Origin of the sequence: Arcobacter lacus (assembly GCF_003063295.1) — a bacterium.
GTDB classification, from domain to species: Bacteria; Campylobacterota; Campylobacteria; order Campylobacterales; family Arcobacteraceae; genus Aliarcobacter; species Aliarcobacter lacus.
On sequence record NZ_MUXF01000003.1, the window covers coordinates 91,220 to 109,125 of the forward strand.

The 17,906-nt window shown below is 25.2% G+C and carries 15 protein-coding genes; 7 read left to right on the plus strand and 8 right to left on the minus strand.

Annotated elements, in window-relative coordinates; all coding sequences use genetic code 11:
• Position 1: 1 nt before the first annotated feature.
• Genes B0175_RS02795 through B0175_RS02810 form a run of 4 tightly spaced genes read right to left on the minus strand, consistent with a single transcriptional unit; the run spans position 2 to position 2,438 of the window.
• Complete coding sequence (locus B0175_RS02795) at positions 2-493, minus strand: MotE family protein (RefSeq protein ID WP_108527182.1); 492 nt, start codon at positions 491-493, stop codon at positions 2-4.
• A 10-nt stretch (positions 494-503) separates the two neighbouring features.
• Entirely contained in the window at positions 504-908 is a 405-nt protein-coding gene (locus B0175_RS02800) for a hypothetical protein (RefSeq protein ID WP_108527183.1), read from the minus strand.
• A 1-nt stretch (position 909) separates the two neighbouring features.
• Positions 910-1,170 (minus strand): flagellar biosynthetic protein FliQ, encoded by a 261-nt coding sequence (locus B0175_RS02805; RefSeq protein WP_108527184.1) that lies wholly within the window; start codon positions 1,168-1,170, stop codon positions 910-912.
• A 2-nt stretch (positions 1,171-1,172) separates the two neighbouring features.
• Positions 1,173-2,438 carry a hypothetical protein gene (locus tag B0175_RS02810; RefSeq protein ID WP_108527185.1) on the minus strand — a complete coding sequence of 422 codons (1,266 nt, stop codon included), beginning with the start codon at positions 2,436-2,438 and terminating at the stop codon, positions 1,173-1,175.
• A 98-nt stretch (positions 2,439-2,536) separates the two neighbouring features.
• On the opposite strand from B0175_RS02810, the gene B0175_RS02815 reads away from it, so the two are divergent.
• Together B0175_RS02815 and fliM are read left to right on the plus strand one after the other, a co-directional pair.
• Positions 2,537-3,592: a flagellar basal body P-ring protein FlgI gene (locus B0175_RS02815; RefSeq protein ID WP_226797429.1), complete on the plus strand. Its 1,056-nt coding sequence runs from the start codon at positions 2,537-2,539 to the stop codon at positions 3,590-3,592.
• A gap of 3 nt (positions 3,593-3,595) precedes the next feature.
• Entirely contained in the window at positions 3,596-4,702 is a 1,107-nt protein-coding gene (gene fliM, locus B0175_RS02820; RefSeq protein ID WP_108527186.1) for a flagellar motor switch protein FliM, read from the plus strand.
• A gap of 21 nt (positions 4,703-4,723) precedes the next feature.
• Here the strand turns inward: fliM and pyrC are convergent, their stop codons facing one another.
• Positions 4,724-5,749: a dihydroorotase gene (gene pyrC, locus B0175_RS02825; protein WP_108527187.1), complete on the minus strand. Its 1,026-nt coding sequence runs from the start codon at positions 5,747-5,749 to the stop codon at positions 4,724-4,726.
• Positions 5,750-6,088, minus strand: a complete 339-nt coding sequence (locus B0175_RS02830; protein WP_004510256.1) for a P-II family nitrogen regulator — start codon at positions 6,086-6,088, stop codon at positions 5,750-5,752.
• A 202-nt stretch (positions 6,089-6,290) separates the two neighbouring features.
• On the opposite strand from B0175_RS02830, the gene B0175_RS02835 reads away from it, so the two are divergent.
• From B0175_RS02835 to B0175_RS02850, 4 genes are all read left to right on the plus strand, one after another.
• Positions 6,291-8,225, plus strand: a complete 1,935-nt coding sequence (locus tag B0175_RS02835; RefSeq protein ID WP_108527188.1) for an ankyrin repeat domain-containing protein — start codon at positions 6,291-6,293, stop codon at positions 8,223-8,225.
• Positions 8,226-8,294: 69 nt separating this feature from the next.
• The gene (locus B0175_RS02840; protein ID WP_108527189.1) at positions 8,295-9,164 is read left to right on the plus strand and encodes a hypothetical protein; all 870 of its coding nucleotides are present in this window, start codon (positions 8,295-8,297) and stop codon (positions 9,162-9,164) included.
• 62 nt (positions 9,165-9,226) lie between these two features.
• Entirely contained in the window at positions 9,227-9,979 is a 753-nt protein-coding gene (locus B0175_RS02845) for a transcriptional regulator (protein WP_108527190.1), read from the plus strand.
• A complete protein-coding gene (locus tag B0175_RS02850; RefSeq protein ID WP_108527191.1) occupies positions 9,976-12,507 on the plus strand; it encodes a [protein-PII] uridylyltransferase family protein in 2,532 nt (843 codons plus the stop codon). The genes B0175_RS02845 and B0175_RS02850 overlap by 4 nt, the downstream gene beginning before the upstream one ends.
• A 3-nt stretch (positions 12,508-12,510) precedes the next feature.
• On the opposite strand, the gene B0175_RS02855 is transcribed toward B0175_RS02850, so the two are convergent.
• A complete protein-coding gene (locus B0175_RS02855; RefSeq protein ID WP_108527192.1) occupies positions 12,511-15,993 on the minus strand; it encodes an acyl-[ACP]--phospholipid O-acyltransferase in 3,483 nt (1,160 codons plus the stop codon).
• Between the two features lie 171 nt (positions 15,994-16,164).
• Between B0175_RS02855 and B0175_RS02860 the strand changes: the two genes are divergently transcribed.
• Positions 16,165-17,511 carry a cation:dicarboxylate symporter family transporter gene (locus B0175_RS02860; RefSeq protein ID WP_108527193.1) on the plus strand — a complete coding sequence of 449 codons (1,347 nt, stop codon included), beginning with the start codon at positions 16,165-16,167 and terminating at the stop codon, positions 17,509-17,511.
• Between the two features lie 37 nt (positions 17,512-17,548).
• Here B0175_RS02860 and B0175_RS02865 read toward each other — a convergent pair whose 3' ends face one another.
• The gene (locus B0175_RS02865; RefSeq protein ID WP_012012063.1) at positions 17,549-17,902 is read right to left on the minus strand and encodes a gamma-glutamylcyclotransferase family protein; all 354 of its coding nucleotides are present in this window, start codon (positions 17,900-17,902) and stop codon (positions 17,549-17,551) included.
• Positions 17,903-17,906: the final 4 nt, after the last annotated feature.

The following is a 17,906-nucleotide window of genomic DNA, read 5'->3' on the forward strand; positions in this document are numbered from 1 at the left end:
TTTAATCCTTTTTTTCTTTATCTAAATTGTACTTTTCAAGTTTTTGTGTCAACCTTGATGCATTTGTTACAGTTAAAAATTTTAAAATTTGTGTAACATTAGATTCTCTTAATCTTAAGATTATATCAAAAACATCTTCAATTTTGCCTTCATTTATCATTTGATCAAAAATTTCAGCTGCATTTTTAGCTTTCATTCCATCATAAATTTTTACAGTTTTACTTTGAACTTCCGCTCTAATATCTTTTAAAAGTGCCAAATTTTTATCATGTAATCTTTTAGTTTCTGCTTTTTCTTTTTCTACTTGAGCAAGAAGATTTTCTAACTCTTTTTTTTGTGATTGATACTCTTTTTCTTTTTCATTATAAAAATTATTTAACTCATTTTTTAGTTCTAAAACTTCCATTTTTTGCCTAGTTAAAGAACTACTTGTTTCAACTGCATTTATTTCTACTACAAAAAAAATAGTTAATATTATAAATTTATAAATCAAATTAATTCTCCTATGCTCTTATATATTTACTTTGTACATATTCACTTGCCGCCTCTTCTTCTGCAGCCAAAATCTTTTTAAATTTTTCTTTTTTTTCTTCATCTAAAATATATTTAAACTGTTCACTCTCTTTTTGTAATTCTATTATTTCGTTTACCAAATTTGCTATTTGAGAGACTAAACTATTTTTTCTATTTAAAAGCTTTTGGATATGTAATCTCATTGTATCTTTATGCATTGCTAAAATTAAAAAATCAGAAATTGCACCAAATTTATCAACTGTTGCTGTATCAATTTTATGTTGGGTAAAAACAACTTCTGAATCAATTTTCTCTACTTCTTGCTCTAAAGTAGCTTTTTCTATTAATTTTTGGTCTGTTTGATTTTTTTTTAATTTATATAATTTTTCAATCAATTTAATGTCCGAATGTCAAAATTATATCCCACAAATCTTTCGTAAAAGTTTCAAGATGCTCTCCAACCCAAGGAAGACTAATTAAAATAAATGCTGATACAAAAATCATTTTAGGAACAAATGATAAAGATGCATCATTTACTTGAGTTACAGCTGAAAAAATAGAAATTACTAAACCTATAATCATACTCACGATTAAAGATGGTAAACCCAATATTAAAATTATTTTTACCGTATTTTCTGCAATTCCTATTAAATCCATAATTAATCTTTTAATTTTATAGTTATTTCTAAAGTTTTATTATTTAATAATTTAGAAATTAATTGTGAGATTTCATCAACATTTGAACTATTTAAAGTTACAGTTTCTTTATTTTTACCTGAAACTATATTAGAAGTTTCTTCATTTTTAGGCACTTGAACTATTTCATCAGCATTATAATTCAAAGCTTCCATTAAATCTTTTTCATTTAAGCTATCTAATTCAGAAAAGTCATTTTCATCCATAATCTCTCCTTCAAAATTTTCACAAATTTCATCTTTTTCTTCTTCATCTAATTCTTCATTTTCTATCGGCTCTATGATAACTTCTTTTCTCTCATTTTCTAAAGTATCTTCCTCTTCTTCATCTTCTTTTAAATTTTGGATATTTTCTTCTTTAGGAATTTGTACATCTTCATCATCTTCATCAAAATGTTCAAAGTCATCTTCTATTTCATTTTCAAAATTTTCAATTTGCTTTTCAGGTTTTTCAGGTTTTTCAAAAGTTGCAAGAAATTCAGCTTTTTCAGGAAAAAGTTCTTCTAAAAAATTCACTTCTTCAAACGTTTCACCTAAAAATTCATAATTATCTTCATCCATACTACTTGAATTTAAAATTTGAGACAACAAATCTTCATCACTTAAAGAATTATCATTTAAAATATTATCATCATCGTAATCAAATGATATATTATTTAATCCAAAATCATTATTAAAATTTTCTAATTCATTTGTTTTATTATCATGGTTAGCTTCTACATTTATTTCCTGAATAGGTGAGTCTATTAGATTTTCCAATTCATTTAAATTTACACCACTTAAAGCCTCATTTTCTTTTATTTCAGAAATATTTCCTACTTCATTTTCATTAGTAAGAAGTTTAGATAATTCATCATCGAGTTCCATTTGGTTCTCTTTTTTTATCTCACTCAAGTTCTTTTCTAATTCATATTTTCTGATTATATATACTGGTATTTCATTTAAAGAATCGATTGTTAAATCGCTTACTCCACTTTCTACTAAGAATTGTTCTTCAATTCCATCTTTTGGGCGAAAGAATTTTGACTTCAATGAATCTTTTTTTATTATTTTTTCATCATCAATTAAATAAATATCTTTAGGTTGTTCTTTTATTATCTCTTTTAAATCTTTTAAATTGTTAATTTCTTTTATGATTACATTATTATCAAATTTTTTAATTTGAGAATTTTCTAATATCTTATAAATCTCTTTTTTAAAACCTTGATTACCATATATATAAATATTCAATTCTTATAAATCCTATTAAAGATAATTTTATTTTAATTCAGATTATACCTTTTTTTATTAAATTTTCGTTAAAATATATATTAAAATAACTTAGGAGGATGATATTGAAATATTTTTTTATTATTACACTATTATTATCATCTTTATATTCTCAAACAATTAAAGACATTTCAAATATCATCGGAATTAGAGAAAACCAACTGATTGGTTATGGTTTGATAGTTGGATTAGCTGGAACTGGTGACAAATCAAAGTTTACTATGCAATCTTTGCAAAATCTTCTTAGAAATTCTTATATTAAAATCCCAGCAGGTTCAATCAATTCAAAAAATATTGCAGCAGTTATGGTAACTGCTGATTTACCACCATTTGCAAGACAAGGTGATAAAATAAAAGTAAATATTTCAACTATTGGTGATGCAAAATCTGTTGACCATGGAGAACTTTTAATAACTCAATTAAAAGGTGTTGATGGAAATGTTTATGCCTTGGCCCAAGGAACAATTGTTGCAAATGAAAATAATAAAACTACTGGATTTATTTATGATGGAGCAACTGTTGAAAATGAAATAAATTTTGATTTACAAAGTGAAGACTCAATCCAACTAAGTCTTTTAAAAAATTCTGCAAAAAACGCTGATTTAATTGAAACAAAAATCAATGATACTTTTGGGAAAAAGCTTGCAACTGCATTGGATACAAGAACTATTGATGTAAAAAAACCTGATGGTATGTCTATTGTAAAATTTATTTCTCTTGTTCAAAATATAGAATTAGAGTCTTCATTTAAAAAGAAACTTATAATTGATATGAATAGAGAATCAATTCTTGCAGGAGGAGATATAGTAATCGATCCAGTTACAATAGCAAGAGATACTTTTACTATTAGAATAAATAAAACGGGCTTAGGTGAAGTTGATTGGAATAATCCTACAATAAATACAGGTGTTGATATTGGCGATGATGTAAGAATTGCAGATAAACCAGTTATCGATATAAATAATGCAATGATAAATACAAAAAATCCTCCAACAGTTGCTGATTTAGTTCGTTCAATGAAAGTTATGAAACTTCCAATGAAAGAGATAATAGATACCCTAAAAATGATAAAAGATATGGGTGCAATTGATGTTGATATTGAATTAAGAGAGTAATAAATGGCAGAATTTTTAAGTCAAGATGAGATTGATGCACTTTTAGATATCGCTGAACAAGGCGATGACATTGATGGAACAAATCCTTTAGATAAGTTTACCGCAAAAGAAAAAAACTATTCTATTTATGACTTTAAAAAACCAAATAGAGTTACACTTGACCAATTAAAAGCATTAACTACAATGCATGATAAAATGCTAAGAGAGTTCATAAATGATCTATCTTCAATGCTTAGAAAAATTGTAGACATAAAACTTACAACAATTGAACAAATGACTTATGGAGAATTTATTTTATCTATTCCACAAGTTACATCTTTAAGTACACTCTCTATGAAACCACTTGATGGAAAGATAGTAATTGAGTGTAACCCAACTATTTCACATAAAGTAATCGCTGATTTATTGGGTAGTGGTGCTGTAAATACTATGGACAATTTAGATAGAGAATTAACAGAAATAGAAATAAAGGTTTTAGAACACTTTTATAAAATGTTTATAAAAATTTTATATAAAACTTGGAGTGATATTTCAAGTTTGAACTTTAGAATAGAATCAAGTGATACAAATGCAAATGCTATACAAATAGTATCTGACCACGATATAGTTTTACTTGTTGTTTTTGAAATCACTATTGATGAAGATTCAGGGTTCTTATCGATTTGCTATCCTATTTCTTATATTGAACCTTTATTAAATAAAATCGTTGATAAAATTTTTAGTGAAGGTAAAAATAAAAAGCTTAGTAGAAAAGAAGATATAAAAACTCTTATTTCTGGAGCAAGAATGAAAGTTGAAGCAATTATGGCTGAAACTGAACTTACGACTGCAGAAATTCTTAATCTAAAAGAAAATGATATTATAGTATTTAATAAAAATGCTTCGTCATCATCTGCAACAATTTATGTCAATAAAAAAGAGAAATTTTCGGCAGTTTCAGGAATTTCAAATAATAGAAAAGCTGTTCAAATAAAAGCAAATCTAGATAAAGAAAAACAAGAAACTCTTGATACTTTAAGAGAAATGAGAGAGGATAGAGAGCAAAAAGCAAAAGAATCTGCTGAAACTCTGAAAAAATTATTGAATGAAAGAACTAGTAATTTTATCTAATAAAAACTAGCTCTTTTTAATTTAATCTTCTAAACTCCAAGACAAAGTTTCTCCTGCATACATAGGCACAACTTTTTCTTCTTTGTATTCATAAATTGCTGGAACTACAAAATCTTTTTTTACTAACTTTACAGTTTTTTTATCCAATTTCAAATTATAAATCTTTTGTGCATTCAAAGAAACAAAAGCATTTAGATTTTCTAAAGCATTATGCTTTTCAAAAAGTTGTGTTAGTACTTGTAAAGCTATAGGAGAAGTAAAAACTCCAGCTGCACAACCACAACACTCTTTTTTATGTTTTGGATGAGGAGCACTATCACTTCCAAACATAAGTTTTGGATATGCTTTTAATGCAGCATTTAATAAAGCAGTTCTATCAATAGGAGTTTTTGCTATTGGTTTACAAAATAGATGTGGTTGTAACATACCACCAGCTACATCATCCAAAGTTATAAGTAAATGATGTAGAGTTACAGTTGCAAAAAGATTATCGTATTTATCTAACAACTCTATTGCATCTTTTGTTGTGATATGTTCCATAATAATTTTTAATTTTGGAAAGGCTTTTGCAATTGATTCATAAATTGGCATAAACTCTTTTTCTCTATCCATTACAAAACCATTTGTTTCACCATGAATACAAAGTGGGATTTCTAATTTACTCATAGATTCTAAAGTAGGTCTTAAAACTTCGATATCCATAGAAGAAACTCCTGTTTCAGAGTTTGTTGTAATTCCTGCAGGATAAAGTTTAATAGCGATTATCTCGTCTTTTATATCTTTTAAAAATTCATAAGAGTAATCATTTTTGAAAAATAGTGTTACAAAAGGCTCAAATTGATCATTTTTACAGGCTTCTTTAATTCTTTGTTTATATGATAATAAAGCTTCTTTTGTTGTAATAGGTGGAACTAAATTTGGCATAACTAAAGCACCACTAAATGTTTTTGATGTTAGAGGTCCTACAAGTTTTAGCATATCTGCATCTCTTAAATGAAGATGCATATCCAAAGGTTCATTTATTTCAAATGATTGAAAGTTATTCATCTAAATAGCTTCCTCATCTTCTTCACCCGTTCTAATTCTTACAATTTTTTCAATAGGAGAAACAAATATTTTTCCATCTCCAATTTTTCCTGTTCTTGCAGCTTCTATAATAACTGAAATTATGTTATCAACATTTTCATCTGCAACAATTAACTCAATTTTGATTTTTGGTAAGAAATCAACAACATATTCAGCACCTCTATAAAGTTCACTATGTCCTTGTTGTCTTCCATATCCCTTTACATCAGATACAGTCATACCAGTAATTCCTGCTTCTTGTAAAGCATCTTTTACATCTTCAAGTTTAAATGGCTTGATTACAGCTTCAATTCTCTTCACTACAAATCCTTTTTTAAATTCGCATTATTTTAACAAAAGATTATTAAACTAATATTATTAAGTAAATTTTAGATTACAGCAACTCATAAAATATATAGAAATTAAAAACTACATTTACTTTGTTTAATATTTCATAAAGTAAATAATTAATAAATTTATTATATAATCTAGCCAAATTTATGAAAACTAGTTATAGGAAAATATGTTAAATATATTAACAAATAAATCAAAATTTACAGAAGATGATTTAGTAAAAGAACTTATAAATCCAAGCCCTTCAGTTGAACAACTAAATAAAATATATCAAAATTCAAATATTGAACTAAATTCTCTTTATCACCATAATGAACCTATTTTACATACTTGTTGTAAAAAAGATTTATTTGACTCAGTACTTTGGTTATTAGAACATAATATTAATACTGAAATTGAAACGGAACAAAAAGAGACAGCTATTTTTTATGCTATATATTCAAAAGACAGTAAAATGTTAAAAACTTTAGTTGATTTTAATGTAAATGTAAATCATATCAACAATAAAAATAGAACTGCTTTACAAGAATCAATAAATAACTCAAATAATAAAGTAATAAGGTATTTATTACAAATTACTAAAGTTCTAAATAATAAAGATACAAATGGAAATAATCTTATCTTTGATGCAATTTCAAATGGAAATTTTAATCTCATAAAAAATATTGTTTCTTTAAAAAAAATTGATATAAATGAGATAAACAATCAAGGTAATTGTGTATTACACTTAGAAAATGTTTTAAAAAACAATGAATTAGCGATGTTTTTATTAGAATCAGGAGCAAATCCAACGATAGATGATAGAAATGGGAAAAGTTTCCTTTTTTATTCTGTTTTAAATGGAATAAAAAATATGAATCTTATAAAAAGAGCAAGTTTTTTTGGTTTTGATTTAAATTTGAAAAATAAAGATAATAGAAATATTTTAATGGAAGCAACAAATCATTTTTTAAATCTTCCAAAAGATGATAAAAAAACAGTAAATGGCCAAGCTGAACTGATAAAAGAGTTAGTTCAAATGAATATCAATATTCAAGCAATTGACAATGATAATGAAACTGTTTTTTTCAATATTACAAGAAGTGAGGACAGAGATTTAATTCACTATTTTTTAAATAATGGACTAAATATTAATTTAAACAAACAAAATAATATAGGATTAACTCCTTTAACTATTTTAGTTTTAAATGGAATAAAAAATAGTGATTTAATAAAATTATATTTAGAAAAAGGTGCAAGCCTAAATACAAAAAATAAATTTGGAAAAACAACTATAGAAATTTTAATAGACATAATTTTACATCAAGACAATAAAATTGAGATTGAACCAGAATACAAACTTTTATTAGTTGAAGATGCACAGTATAAAGATATTTTGGAATTATTTATAAAAAATTATGATGTTGAAATAAATGAACTAAATTCTAAAGGTGAACCTTTATTTTTCTCTTCTCTTTTAAATTTCAATTTTTCTTTATTTAAAATTTTACGAACAAAAAATACAGATTTAAATAAAAAAGATGAAAATGAAGATAATATTATTTTTAAATTAATGAATTTAAATTATGAAAATAAAATACAAAATAAAAAGATTTACTTAAATACTATAAAAAATCTTGTAAATGTAGGTGTTGATATAAATGCAACAAATAAAGATGGACTTACAGCTTTGCAGCTTGCAATTTTTAATAATTGTAAAGAAACTGTTAAACTTTTATTGGAATTAAGAGCATCTTGTAATCTGATTGATGAAAAAGGTAGAACTTTAATTCATACTTGTATTTTTCAAGATAAAACACTTTATATAAAAGAAATTCATCAATCTAATCAAGAAATTATAAATTTAGCAGATTCTTTTGGAACAAGGCCTATAAATTATGCTGCATTTATGGGCAAAAAAGATTTAGTTCTTGAAATGTTAGCAATGGGTGCTTTAATAAATAATCATCATAAAAAATCGCCAAAGATTTTATCTTTTCTTGAAAAATATCATAAAAATATACTAAATCTTACTATTGGTGTAAAAGATGAATCAGACAAAGCAAATCTCAATCTACTTGCACAAAATATGATAAAAGAGTTTAATATAAAAACATCTGTTTAATTTTTATACAATTTTTTATTTATACATTTTTTTATTTTTTATATAATAAAGAAAAGTATAGGAAATTGTATGAAAGAGTTTTTTGAAACATATAATCAACACCAAGAGGATATAGAGTATTTTTTACAAGAGAGTCTTAAAAATATTGGGAGTTTATCAAATCATAAAAAAAATGATTTTAAACAACTTTATAAAATATTTCCTTCTTTAGAATTGGTTTATATTATTGATAAACACACAAAAATTCAAACATCAAATAACTTTTATAGATATAAAATTGATGAAAATGCAAAAAACAAAGATAGATCTCATCTTATTTCTAAACTTCATTTTACTGACTCAAACATAGCTTTTTCAAAACCTTATATAAGTAGTGCTACGAGAAGTACTTGTGTAACAGTAACTATAAAAGAGGAAAATGAAATATTTTTTTTAGATTTTAGAATTGATATTTTACTTCAAAAGTTAAATTTAATCGAATTAAATAAACCTTTTCATAGTGTTACAAAAGGTTTTTATGTTATTGCTGGTTTTTCTATGATAGTTTTATCAATTCTTACAATTTTTTTCTCTTTATATGATTTTATGCTATATATATTTTCAAATCATGATTTATCATTGGAAATGATCTTTAAACCTATAATTTCTTTGACTTTAAGTATTGCTATATTTGATTTAGCAAAAACTATTTTAGAACAAGAGGTATTTTTCAAATCATATTCAAAAAATTCAAGAGTTGAAACAAAAATATTAACAAAATTTTTAACTACAATTATAATTGCTCTTTCTATTGAAGCTTTAATTGTTGTATTTAAAATTGCGATTAATGATTATGTTCAGATGATTAATGCTTTCTATTTAATAGCTGGTATTGCTCTAATTTTGGTGTCATTGACAATCTTTATATATTTTTCACAAAAAAAATATATACAGTCTTGATTGTTTATTTTTTATACATTATAATCATATGATGTAGTATATATTTTAAGAAGGTAGAATAAATGCAAGAATATATAGCACTAGATAGTATCTCTAAAGAGATTTTAAATTCAGCGAAACTTCTTCAATCAGTTGAAGTTAATGCTTTAGTTTTGGGTGAAAATGGAGTTGGGAAAAAATCTTTAGCAAAATATATCTTACCAAATTCAAAAATTTATGAAGCAAAAGCTTTACAAAAAGATATTATTGACAATATTTTAACTATACAAAATGAATCAATAATTATTGATAAAATAAATGAAATTACAAATATTGATATATTTGTTAATTGGATAGAAAAAAATCAAATAAGAGTAATAGCAACTTCTCAAGCTTCAAATTTAAATCAAAAACTAAAAGATTTATTTATAATTACTTTAGAAATTCCACCTTTAAAAAGTAGAGTTGAAGATACCAAAGCTTTGATAAATAAATTCTCACTAGAAGCTAGTTCTATTCTAGAAATGCCTTTAGTAAGCTCTTCAAGACTTATAACAAATATCTCAAATAATACTCATAGCCTAAGAAAATCTATTTACTTTTCATACCTTTTTGAAACAATCGGAGAAAATGAAATTTTGACATTTTTGGAAAAATATCTAAGTGAAAATCTATCTAAAAATAGTTCTTATAAAGATTTATTGTATCTTTTTGAAATACCTTTGCTAAAAGCTGCAATAAAAAAATATAAATCTCAAGTTCAAGTTGCAAAACATCTAGATTTGAATAGAATTACATTAAGAAAAAAACTAGAAATATATAAAGAGTCCTTATGACAGAGCTAAATATTCAAATTGAAGAATTAATATCAAACAACGCAACAGATTTTCAGATTTCAAAAGTATTCAAAACTTATTATAAAAACTATTTAGATTCTATTGATACAACAGTTGAAACAACTGGTGGAAAAGATTTTTTTATAAAACACACAAAACATACTGATAAATTTTTAATACTTTTATATAAATATATTTTGAGAAAAAATTTTGGTGTACATCAACCAATGAGTAACTCTATTCCAATAACTTTAATAGCATTAGGTTCTTATGGAAGAGAACAACTTTGTATATATTCTGATATTGATATTATGATTTTATATGAAGAAACAAGGGGTTACAATCTAAAAACAATTATTGAAGAATTTATAACTTTAACTTGGGATTGTGGTTTAAAACTTGGATCACGTGTTGATGAATTAAAAAATATAGAAAATGTAGTAAAAGAAGATATAACAATAAAAAGTGCTATTTTAGAATCAAGAATAATTTATGGTTCAAAAACTTTATGGGTTAGTTATGAAAATATTCTAAAAAAGATAAGAAAAACTGACCAAAAAGAGTTTATTTTAGAAAAACTCGAAGAACATAAACAAAGACTTTTAAAATTCCCTTTAAAAATGGAACCAAATATCAAAGATGGTTATGGTGGAATTAGAGAAGCAAATATGATGTATTGGATAGCAAATATTTTATATGGATTAAATAATGTAAAAGAACTTGTAGGTTTTCAATTTAGTGAAGATGAATACAAAAAATATAGACAAGCTTTAGAATTTATTTTTCAAGTACGAACAGCTTTACATAGTATTGCAAGAAAAAAACAAGATCAAGTTACTTTTGATATTTTGCCAGATTTAAGTGCAAAACTAGGTTTTAAAAATCAACCAAGATATACAAAAGATAGACTTTGTATGTCAAAGATAATTTCAAGTTTACATATTATTCATAACTTCACTGCAACAATGATAAAAAAATTTACAAGAGTTGCTTTATTTGAAGCTACAAATATACCAAAACTAAAAAAACTAAGATACAAAAAAAATCTTTATATTATAAATAATGAACTATTTTGCTCTTTTAGTGCAAAACCACAAAGTTTAAATAATTTTATAAAAGAACTAATAGAGCTTCCCTTAGATGTTGATAGATTTGATAGATCTTATATTTATTATGCAAGTAAAACAAAGTTACCAGCAACTCAATCAAAAGAGTTAAAAAAAAGTATAAAATTGCTACTAACAAAACCAAAATTATATCCTTTGATGAAACTAATTTATAATGCAGGATTATTTCAATCAATTATTCCTATTACAAAAATGTTACTCAATCAACCACAATTCGATGGTTACCATAGACATCCTGTTGATATTCATTCTATTAAAACATTAAAATTTGCACAAAATATAGAAAATGATCATGTAAAATCAATCTTTAATGAACTTACAAATGAACAAAAAATGTTGGTAAGACTAGTGGCATTTTTTCATGATGTGGGAAAAGGAAGAAAAGAGGATCATCATATAGTTGGAGAAAAACTTTTTAAAAATATGTTGAAATCTTTTGGTTTTGATGAAGAACTTATAAAAGTTGGGGCAAACTTAGTTCGATACCATAATATGATGTCATATATGGCTACAAATGAGGATATTTATTCAGAAAAAACTATTTTAAATCTTATGGGAATAGTGAAAAATAAAGATTCATTAAAAATGCTTTATGTTGTAACTTATTGTGATATTTCTGCTGTTGGTCAAAATATTTTTAATAGTTCAACTGCTTCTTTACTAAAACAGTTATATTATCAAGCACTTCCAGCTTTTGACAATCAAGAATTTTTAAAAGAGAGCAAAAGAAGAACTGCAAAACAAAATGCTATAAAAAATCTTGAAAGATATAAAGAACTTCCAATGATTTTGCAAAAAAAGATTATGTATATATCTTCAAATCAAATATTTCTAAGAATGAAAGCGGAAGATATTTTAGATATTGCAATTAAAGCAAAAGATGTAGATTCATATATTTATAAAATAATAAATGAAGCTCAACTTACAATAAGAATTATTAGAAAACAACCTTTAAATTTAGGTTATTTACTTGGAAAATTAGAGTTTTTAAATATAGATTCTATGAATATATATAAACTTTATGACAATAAAAAAGCTTTTGAGATTTCATTTAGTGAAAAAATAGATCCTGAAGATATATATTTAATTGAGAATATTATAAATGACTCTTTTGATATGACAAAAAGAACAAACTTAATAACTCCAATTATAAAAAAAGAAGATATAAAAATAGATTGTAATCATACAGCTTATTTGGCTTCAATGCACATAGTTACAAAAGATCAAAAAGGTTTATTTGCTTATATTGCTAAAATCTTTGATGATTTTAATGTTGAAATAGAAAGTGCTAAACTTCACACTCTAAAAGGAGTTGCTAGAGATTTATTATTGATTGAAAAAGATGGTAACTTTTGTTCAAAACAAGAAGAAATTATAAATCTAATTTGTAGCAAAGGTTAAAATTTAACCTTTTGCTAAAATCTTCGAAGCATTAAAATCTTTTTTTCCACTTCCAAGTTTTGGTATATCTTTTACTATTTTTATTTCTGATGGAACCATTAATTTATTATCAAAATTATTTAATATTTTCTCTTTTAAATTTGCTACAAAATTTTCATCAACATTTGAGATAAGTAAAATAATCTTTTCTCCTTTTTTTTCATCTTCAAGATTTGTTGCTATAAAATCAACAGAACTATCTTCTTTTAACTCCAATATTTTTGATATTTTATCTTCAACTGAAGTCAAACTTACCATTTCTCCACCAACTTTTGCAAATCTTGAATATCTATCAATAATAGTTAAAAAACCATCTTCATCAACTTTACCTTTATCTCCCGTTATATAATAAGTTTTTCCTTTTATAGTTTTTAAAACCTCTTTTGTTTTTTCTTCATTTCCCAGATAACCTTTCATTACTTGTATTCCAGAGATTACAATCATTCCTTCTTCATTTGAATTCAGTTCTTCTAAATTTATTGGATCTACTATTTTTATAGTTGTTCCTGGAATTGCCATACCAACTGTTCCAGCCTTTTGTCCAATTTGAACTGTAAAATCAGGAGACATGACATTTGGTAAATTACAAGTTGCAACAGGTGAAGTTTCTGTTGTACCAAAACCTTCAAGAATATCTTTTCCAAATCGTTTTTTAAAGTCAATTTTTACATCTTCTCTTAATTTTTCTGCACCTGCAACAACAAGTCTTAAACTTTCAAACATTAAAGGATGAATTTTTTGATTTCTTACATATAATCTAAAGAATGTTGAAGTTCCACACATAAAAGTTACTTTATGTTTAAAAATCAATTTTGCTATTTCAAATCCATCAGTTGGATCTGGATGTGCTACACATTTTATTCCTTCAATTAATGGAAGATATGTATTTACAACTATTCCAAAAGCATGAAATAGTGGTAATGAACCTAAAATTACATCTTTATTATTTACATTTATAATATTTGCAATTTGTTGAGCATTTCCTAAAATATTATCTCCACTTAATTCTATTCCTTTAGGGCTTCCTTCGCTTCCTGAAGAAAATAAAATCATAGCTGTATCATCTTTTTTTGTTTTAGTTAAAAAAAGCCATTTTAAAATAAAACTTGGAAGTAATTTTACGCAAATTAGAGTTATTATTCCTTGTTTTTTAGATATCTTTGTTTTTAAATCTTCCATATAAAAAACATTTACATTTTCTAAAACCTCATCAATTTTAAAACCTTTTAGTTTTAGTTTTTCAACGAATTTTTTTGAAGTTATTACACTTTTTGTTTGAGATTGAATAATAGCAGATTTTAAAGCTTCAACTTGACTTGTATAGTTTAGGTTTATTGCTGTTTTTCCCATCAATAAAACCATATAATTCATAAATGCTCCAGCTACACTTGAAGGAAGTAATAATGCTATATTTTGTTCTTTTAAATTTTTTTTTAGCAAATTTTTAAATAAAATTGAGGCCGTTAAAAATCTATTACCACTTAATTGTGTATTTGTTGAATCAGCAAAAATTACCTCATTTGAAACTTCTTTTAATCTATCAAAAATAACTTCATTTAAAGGTTTTAAATGATTTATATGCTCTTTCCAAGATTTAGCAGATAGTTCAAAAACTTCATTTTTTATACTTATAGCATTTGCGTCGTTTTTATTCATCATTCTTGCAAAAGATACTGTTACTCTATTTGTTTTATTTGAATCTTTAAATCTTTTATTTGCCCTACTAAACATAGATTCCCAAAGTCCTCTTATATAAAAAGGAATTACTTTTATCTCTTCATTTGTAGTAAATTCTAAGATTTTTTCAAAACCTCTTTTAAACTCTCCTAAATGTCCATTTCTAGTAATAGCACCTTCAGGGAAAAGAACAACCATATTACCATCATCTAACTCTTTTGCAATAGTTTGCATAGTTGTTCTACTTGAAGCATTTGAAATAGGAATACATTTGAACATTTTTAAAAGCCAAGTTAAATACCATTTATTATAAATAGTTTTATCCATTACAAATTTTACTTCTCTTGGAACTGCCATCAAAATAATAGCCCAATCAATCCAAGAAACGTGATTTCCTAAAAGTAGAACTCCACCTTGAGAAGGAATATTTTTTATTCCATCAACTTCAAGTTTATATTTTAAACCAACAAAAGCTTTTAAAAATAGTAAAAGTAAAGATTGTGGCAATTTATAAACTGTATATAAAGTTCCTATTACAATAATTGATAAAATCAAATAAATTGTATTTAATGGGTCTAAATCGTAAAAAGAGACTATCGTAGTTATACAAAGCATCAAAAACATAAATAAAGATTGAAACCAATTATTCCCTGCTAAAATAGTTCCTAAAAATTTCTTTTTTGCATTAAACTGTATCAAAGAGTTTAAGGGAACTACGAACATTCCACCAAAAATACCAAATACTAAAAAAGTAAGTGTTAACATAAAAGGAGTTTCAACAACAGTTGAAATATATATCATCGTAGCCATTCCAAATGATGCAAAAGGAATAGTTCCTACTTCAATATAAAACTTTGAAACTCTTGAATAAATTATTGACCCAATAGCAATACCTATTCCAGAAGCTGCTATAACTCCATTTATTACAAAAACATCGTGAATATTTAAATACATTTTTGCAAAAGATGGAAAAACTGCAATTACTCCTTGAGAAACTCCGTAAAATACTGATAAACCAATTACTGATAAAAATATTACATTTTGAGAATAGATATTTTTTATATTATTTATTAATAATCTACCTTTGAAAAATTCTTGTTTATTTAAAGATATTGTCTCATTCCTTACATAATTTGTATTAACTCTTCTTAAAAATAAAAACGAAACTACCATCTCTAAAAATGCAACTGGTAAAATATAATAAGTCAAAGGTAAAATTGCTAATAATAACTCATCTTTAGAAGTTATATTTTGAAGATTATTTAAGTTATAAAATTTTTCAAATATAAATGAAGTAACACCAATAGCGAATAATATTGCTATTATAGATATTGCTTGAAGAGCTGCATTTCCTCTTGATAAATTCTTTTTACCATAAATATCAAGAATCAATCCAAGTTTTGCAGGTCCATAAATGGCACTTTGAATTGCTAATAAAAATAAAGCAAACATTGCAAAATAAAAATTTCCACTAATATAAGCAGCTATCATCAAACTTGATAATAAAAAAGATGATAATGCACCATAAACCAAAATATCTTTTTTATTATATTTATCAGATAAATATCCACTAAATGTAAACAAAAGTAAAAAAGGAATAATCAATAAAACATTTATAATTGATACCCAAATAACTTGTGTTGTTCCATCAAAAATCTTAAAAGCAATATTTTGAAGTAAAACTTTATGAGATACATCAACAACAGCATTACAAAAAACTACAAATAAAAATGCAATTTTTATTATTAATAAATTATCTATTTTTTTCATTTATTATTATCCTTTATATATTTTTTAATTTATATGAATTTGATTAAAAAGTCAATAATTTTCATGAAACTGAATAATCATTTATTTAAAAAACTAAGATAAAAATTAAAACAAAATTTAAAAAGATATTCGCTATTATTAAAGCTTAGACTAAAAAAAAGGACGCAAACTTTGGAACAAGAGGTAGATTTACAAAAAAGAACTTGGATGGATTATACCATTAAAAGCTTAGCTTTTTGGGTTATATTTGGTATCATCGCAGGTATCATAGTAGGATATGTTAATCCTGCATTAGGAATAGAAGCAAAACCAGGTATTGACTGGTTTATTAAAATATTGAAATGGCTTGTAGGACCTATTATTTTTCTTACGATAATTTCAGGAATTGTTGGACTAGAATCTCTTAAAGAATTAGGTTCATTAGGATTTAAGGCATTTATTTATTTTGAAGTTGTGAGTACATTTGCTTTAGCAATTGGTGTTATTTTTGGTAATTTATTTGGACCAGGAAATGGTATGAATCTTGATGTTAATCATTTAGATGAAAAAAGTGTTAGCACTGTTGATAAATATACTCAAGTAGATCCTGATAAGGTAGGAAATGTTTTAGAAATCCTAAAAAATGCAATTCCAAGTGATCCAATCACACCATTTTTAACAGGACAAACTTTACAAGTTTTATTTATGGCTTTAACTTTATCTATTTTGATTTCTATCTTTGGTGGAAAATATAAAGCAAGAATTTTAAAACCAGTTGAAGTTGCACAAAACTTTTTCTTTAAAATATTAATCATTTTAATGTGGTTATCTCCTTTAGCAAGTTTCAGTGCTATGGCTTTTTTAATTGGAAAATTTGGTATTGATTCACTTATTAATATGGCAAGTTTATTAGGTGTTATGTTTATATCTGTTCTTGCATTTATTTTTGTTATATTAGGTATTATCATGTCATTCTTTAAAGTTAATATCTTTAAATTTATGAGATACATCCAAAAAGAAGTATTAATTGTATTTGCAACAAGCTCTAGTGAATCTGCTTTAGCACCACTTATGAGAAGACTTGAAGCAGCTGGAGTAAAAAAATCTGTAACAGGATTAGTATTACCTACTGGTTACTCATTTAACCTTGATTGTACAAATATTTATTTGGCACTTTGTATTATATTTTTATCACAAGCATTTAATATTCCTTTAACTATTGAACAACAGTTGTTTATTATTATAATTTTGATGGTTACATCAAAAGGAGCAGTTGGAGTTACAGGTTCTGGATTTATTGTACTTGCAGGAACTTTAGGAGCAATGGGTGGAGCAATTCCTGTTGTAACAGTTGCTGTTTTACTTGGTGTTGATAAATTTATGTCTGAGATGAGAGCAGTTGGGAATCTTTGTGGAAATGCAGTTGCTGCTGTTGTTGTAGGTGTTTGGGATAAAAAAATTGATATGGAAAGATTCCAATATGCACTTAACAATCCAGATAAAATTGAAAGTGTTATTGGAGCAAAAGCGACAAAATAAACTTTTAATCAATGAGTTACTAAACTCATTGATTATATTAATATAGCTCTTCTTCTATAATTTCATCTTTTAAAGTATATATATAAGTATCAACTTCAATTTCATCAAATCTTTCAGCTTTTATAGGCATTCTTATAAATTCTTCTCCTTCAAATTCATCTAAAAAATCCCAATGATTTATAAGATTATCTGAATAAAATAAAAAACCATGTATTGTATCACTACCATCTTCAAGTCTAATACCTGGATATCCCATACTTGCACTCCAACCAGCATCAACTAGTTTTCCTTTTACAGTTGCTGGAAGAAACTTTCCAACAATATTTTCTAGAATATGAGCATTTGGACAATTTGGCATAAGAGTTCCATAAACAAAAAGAGTTTCTTTCACTTTT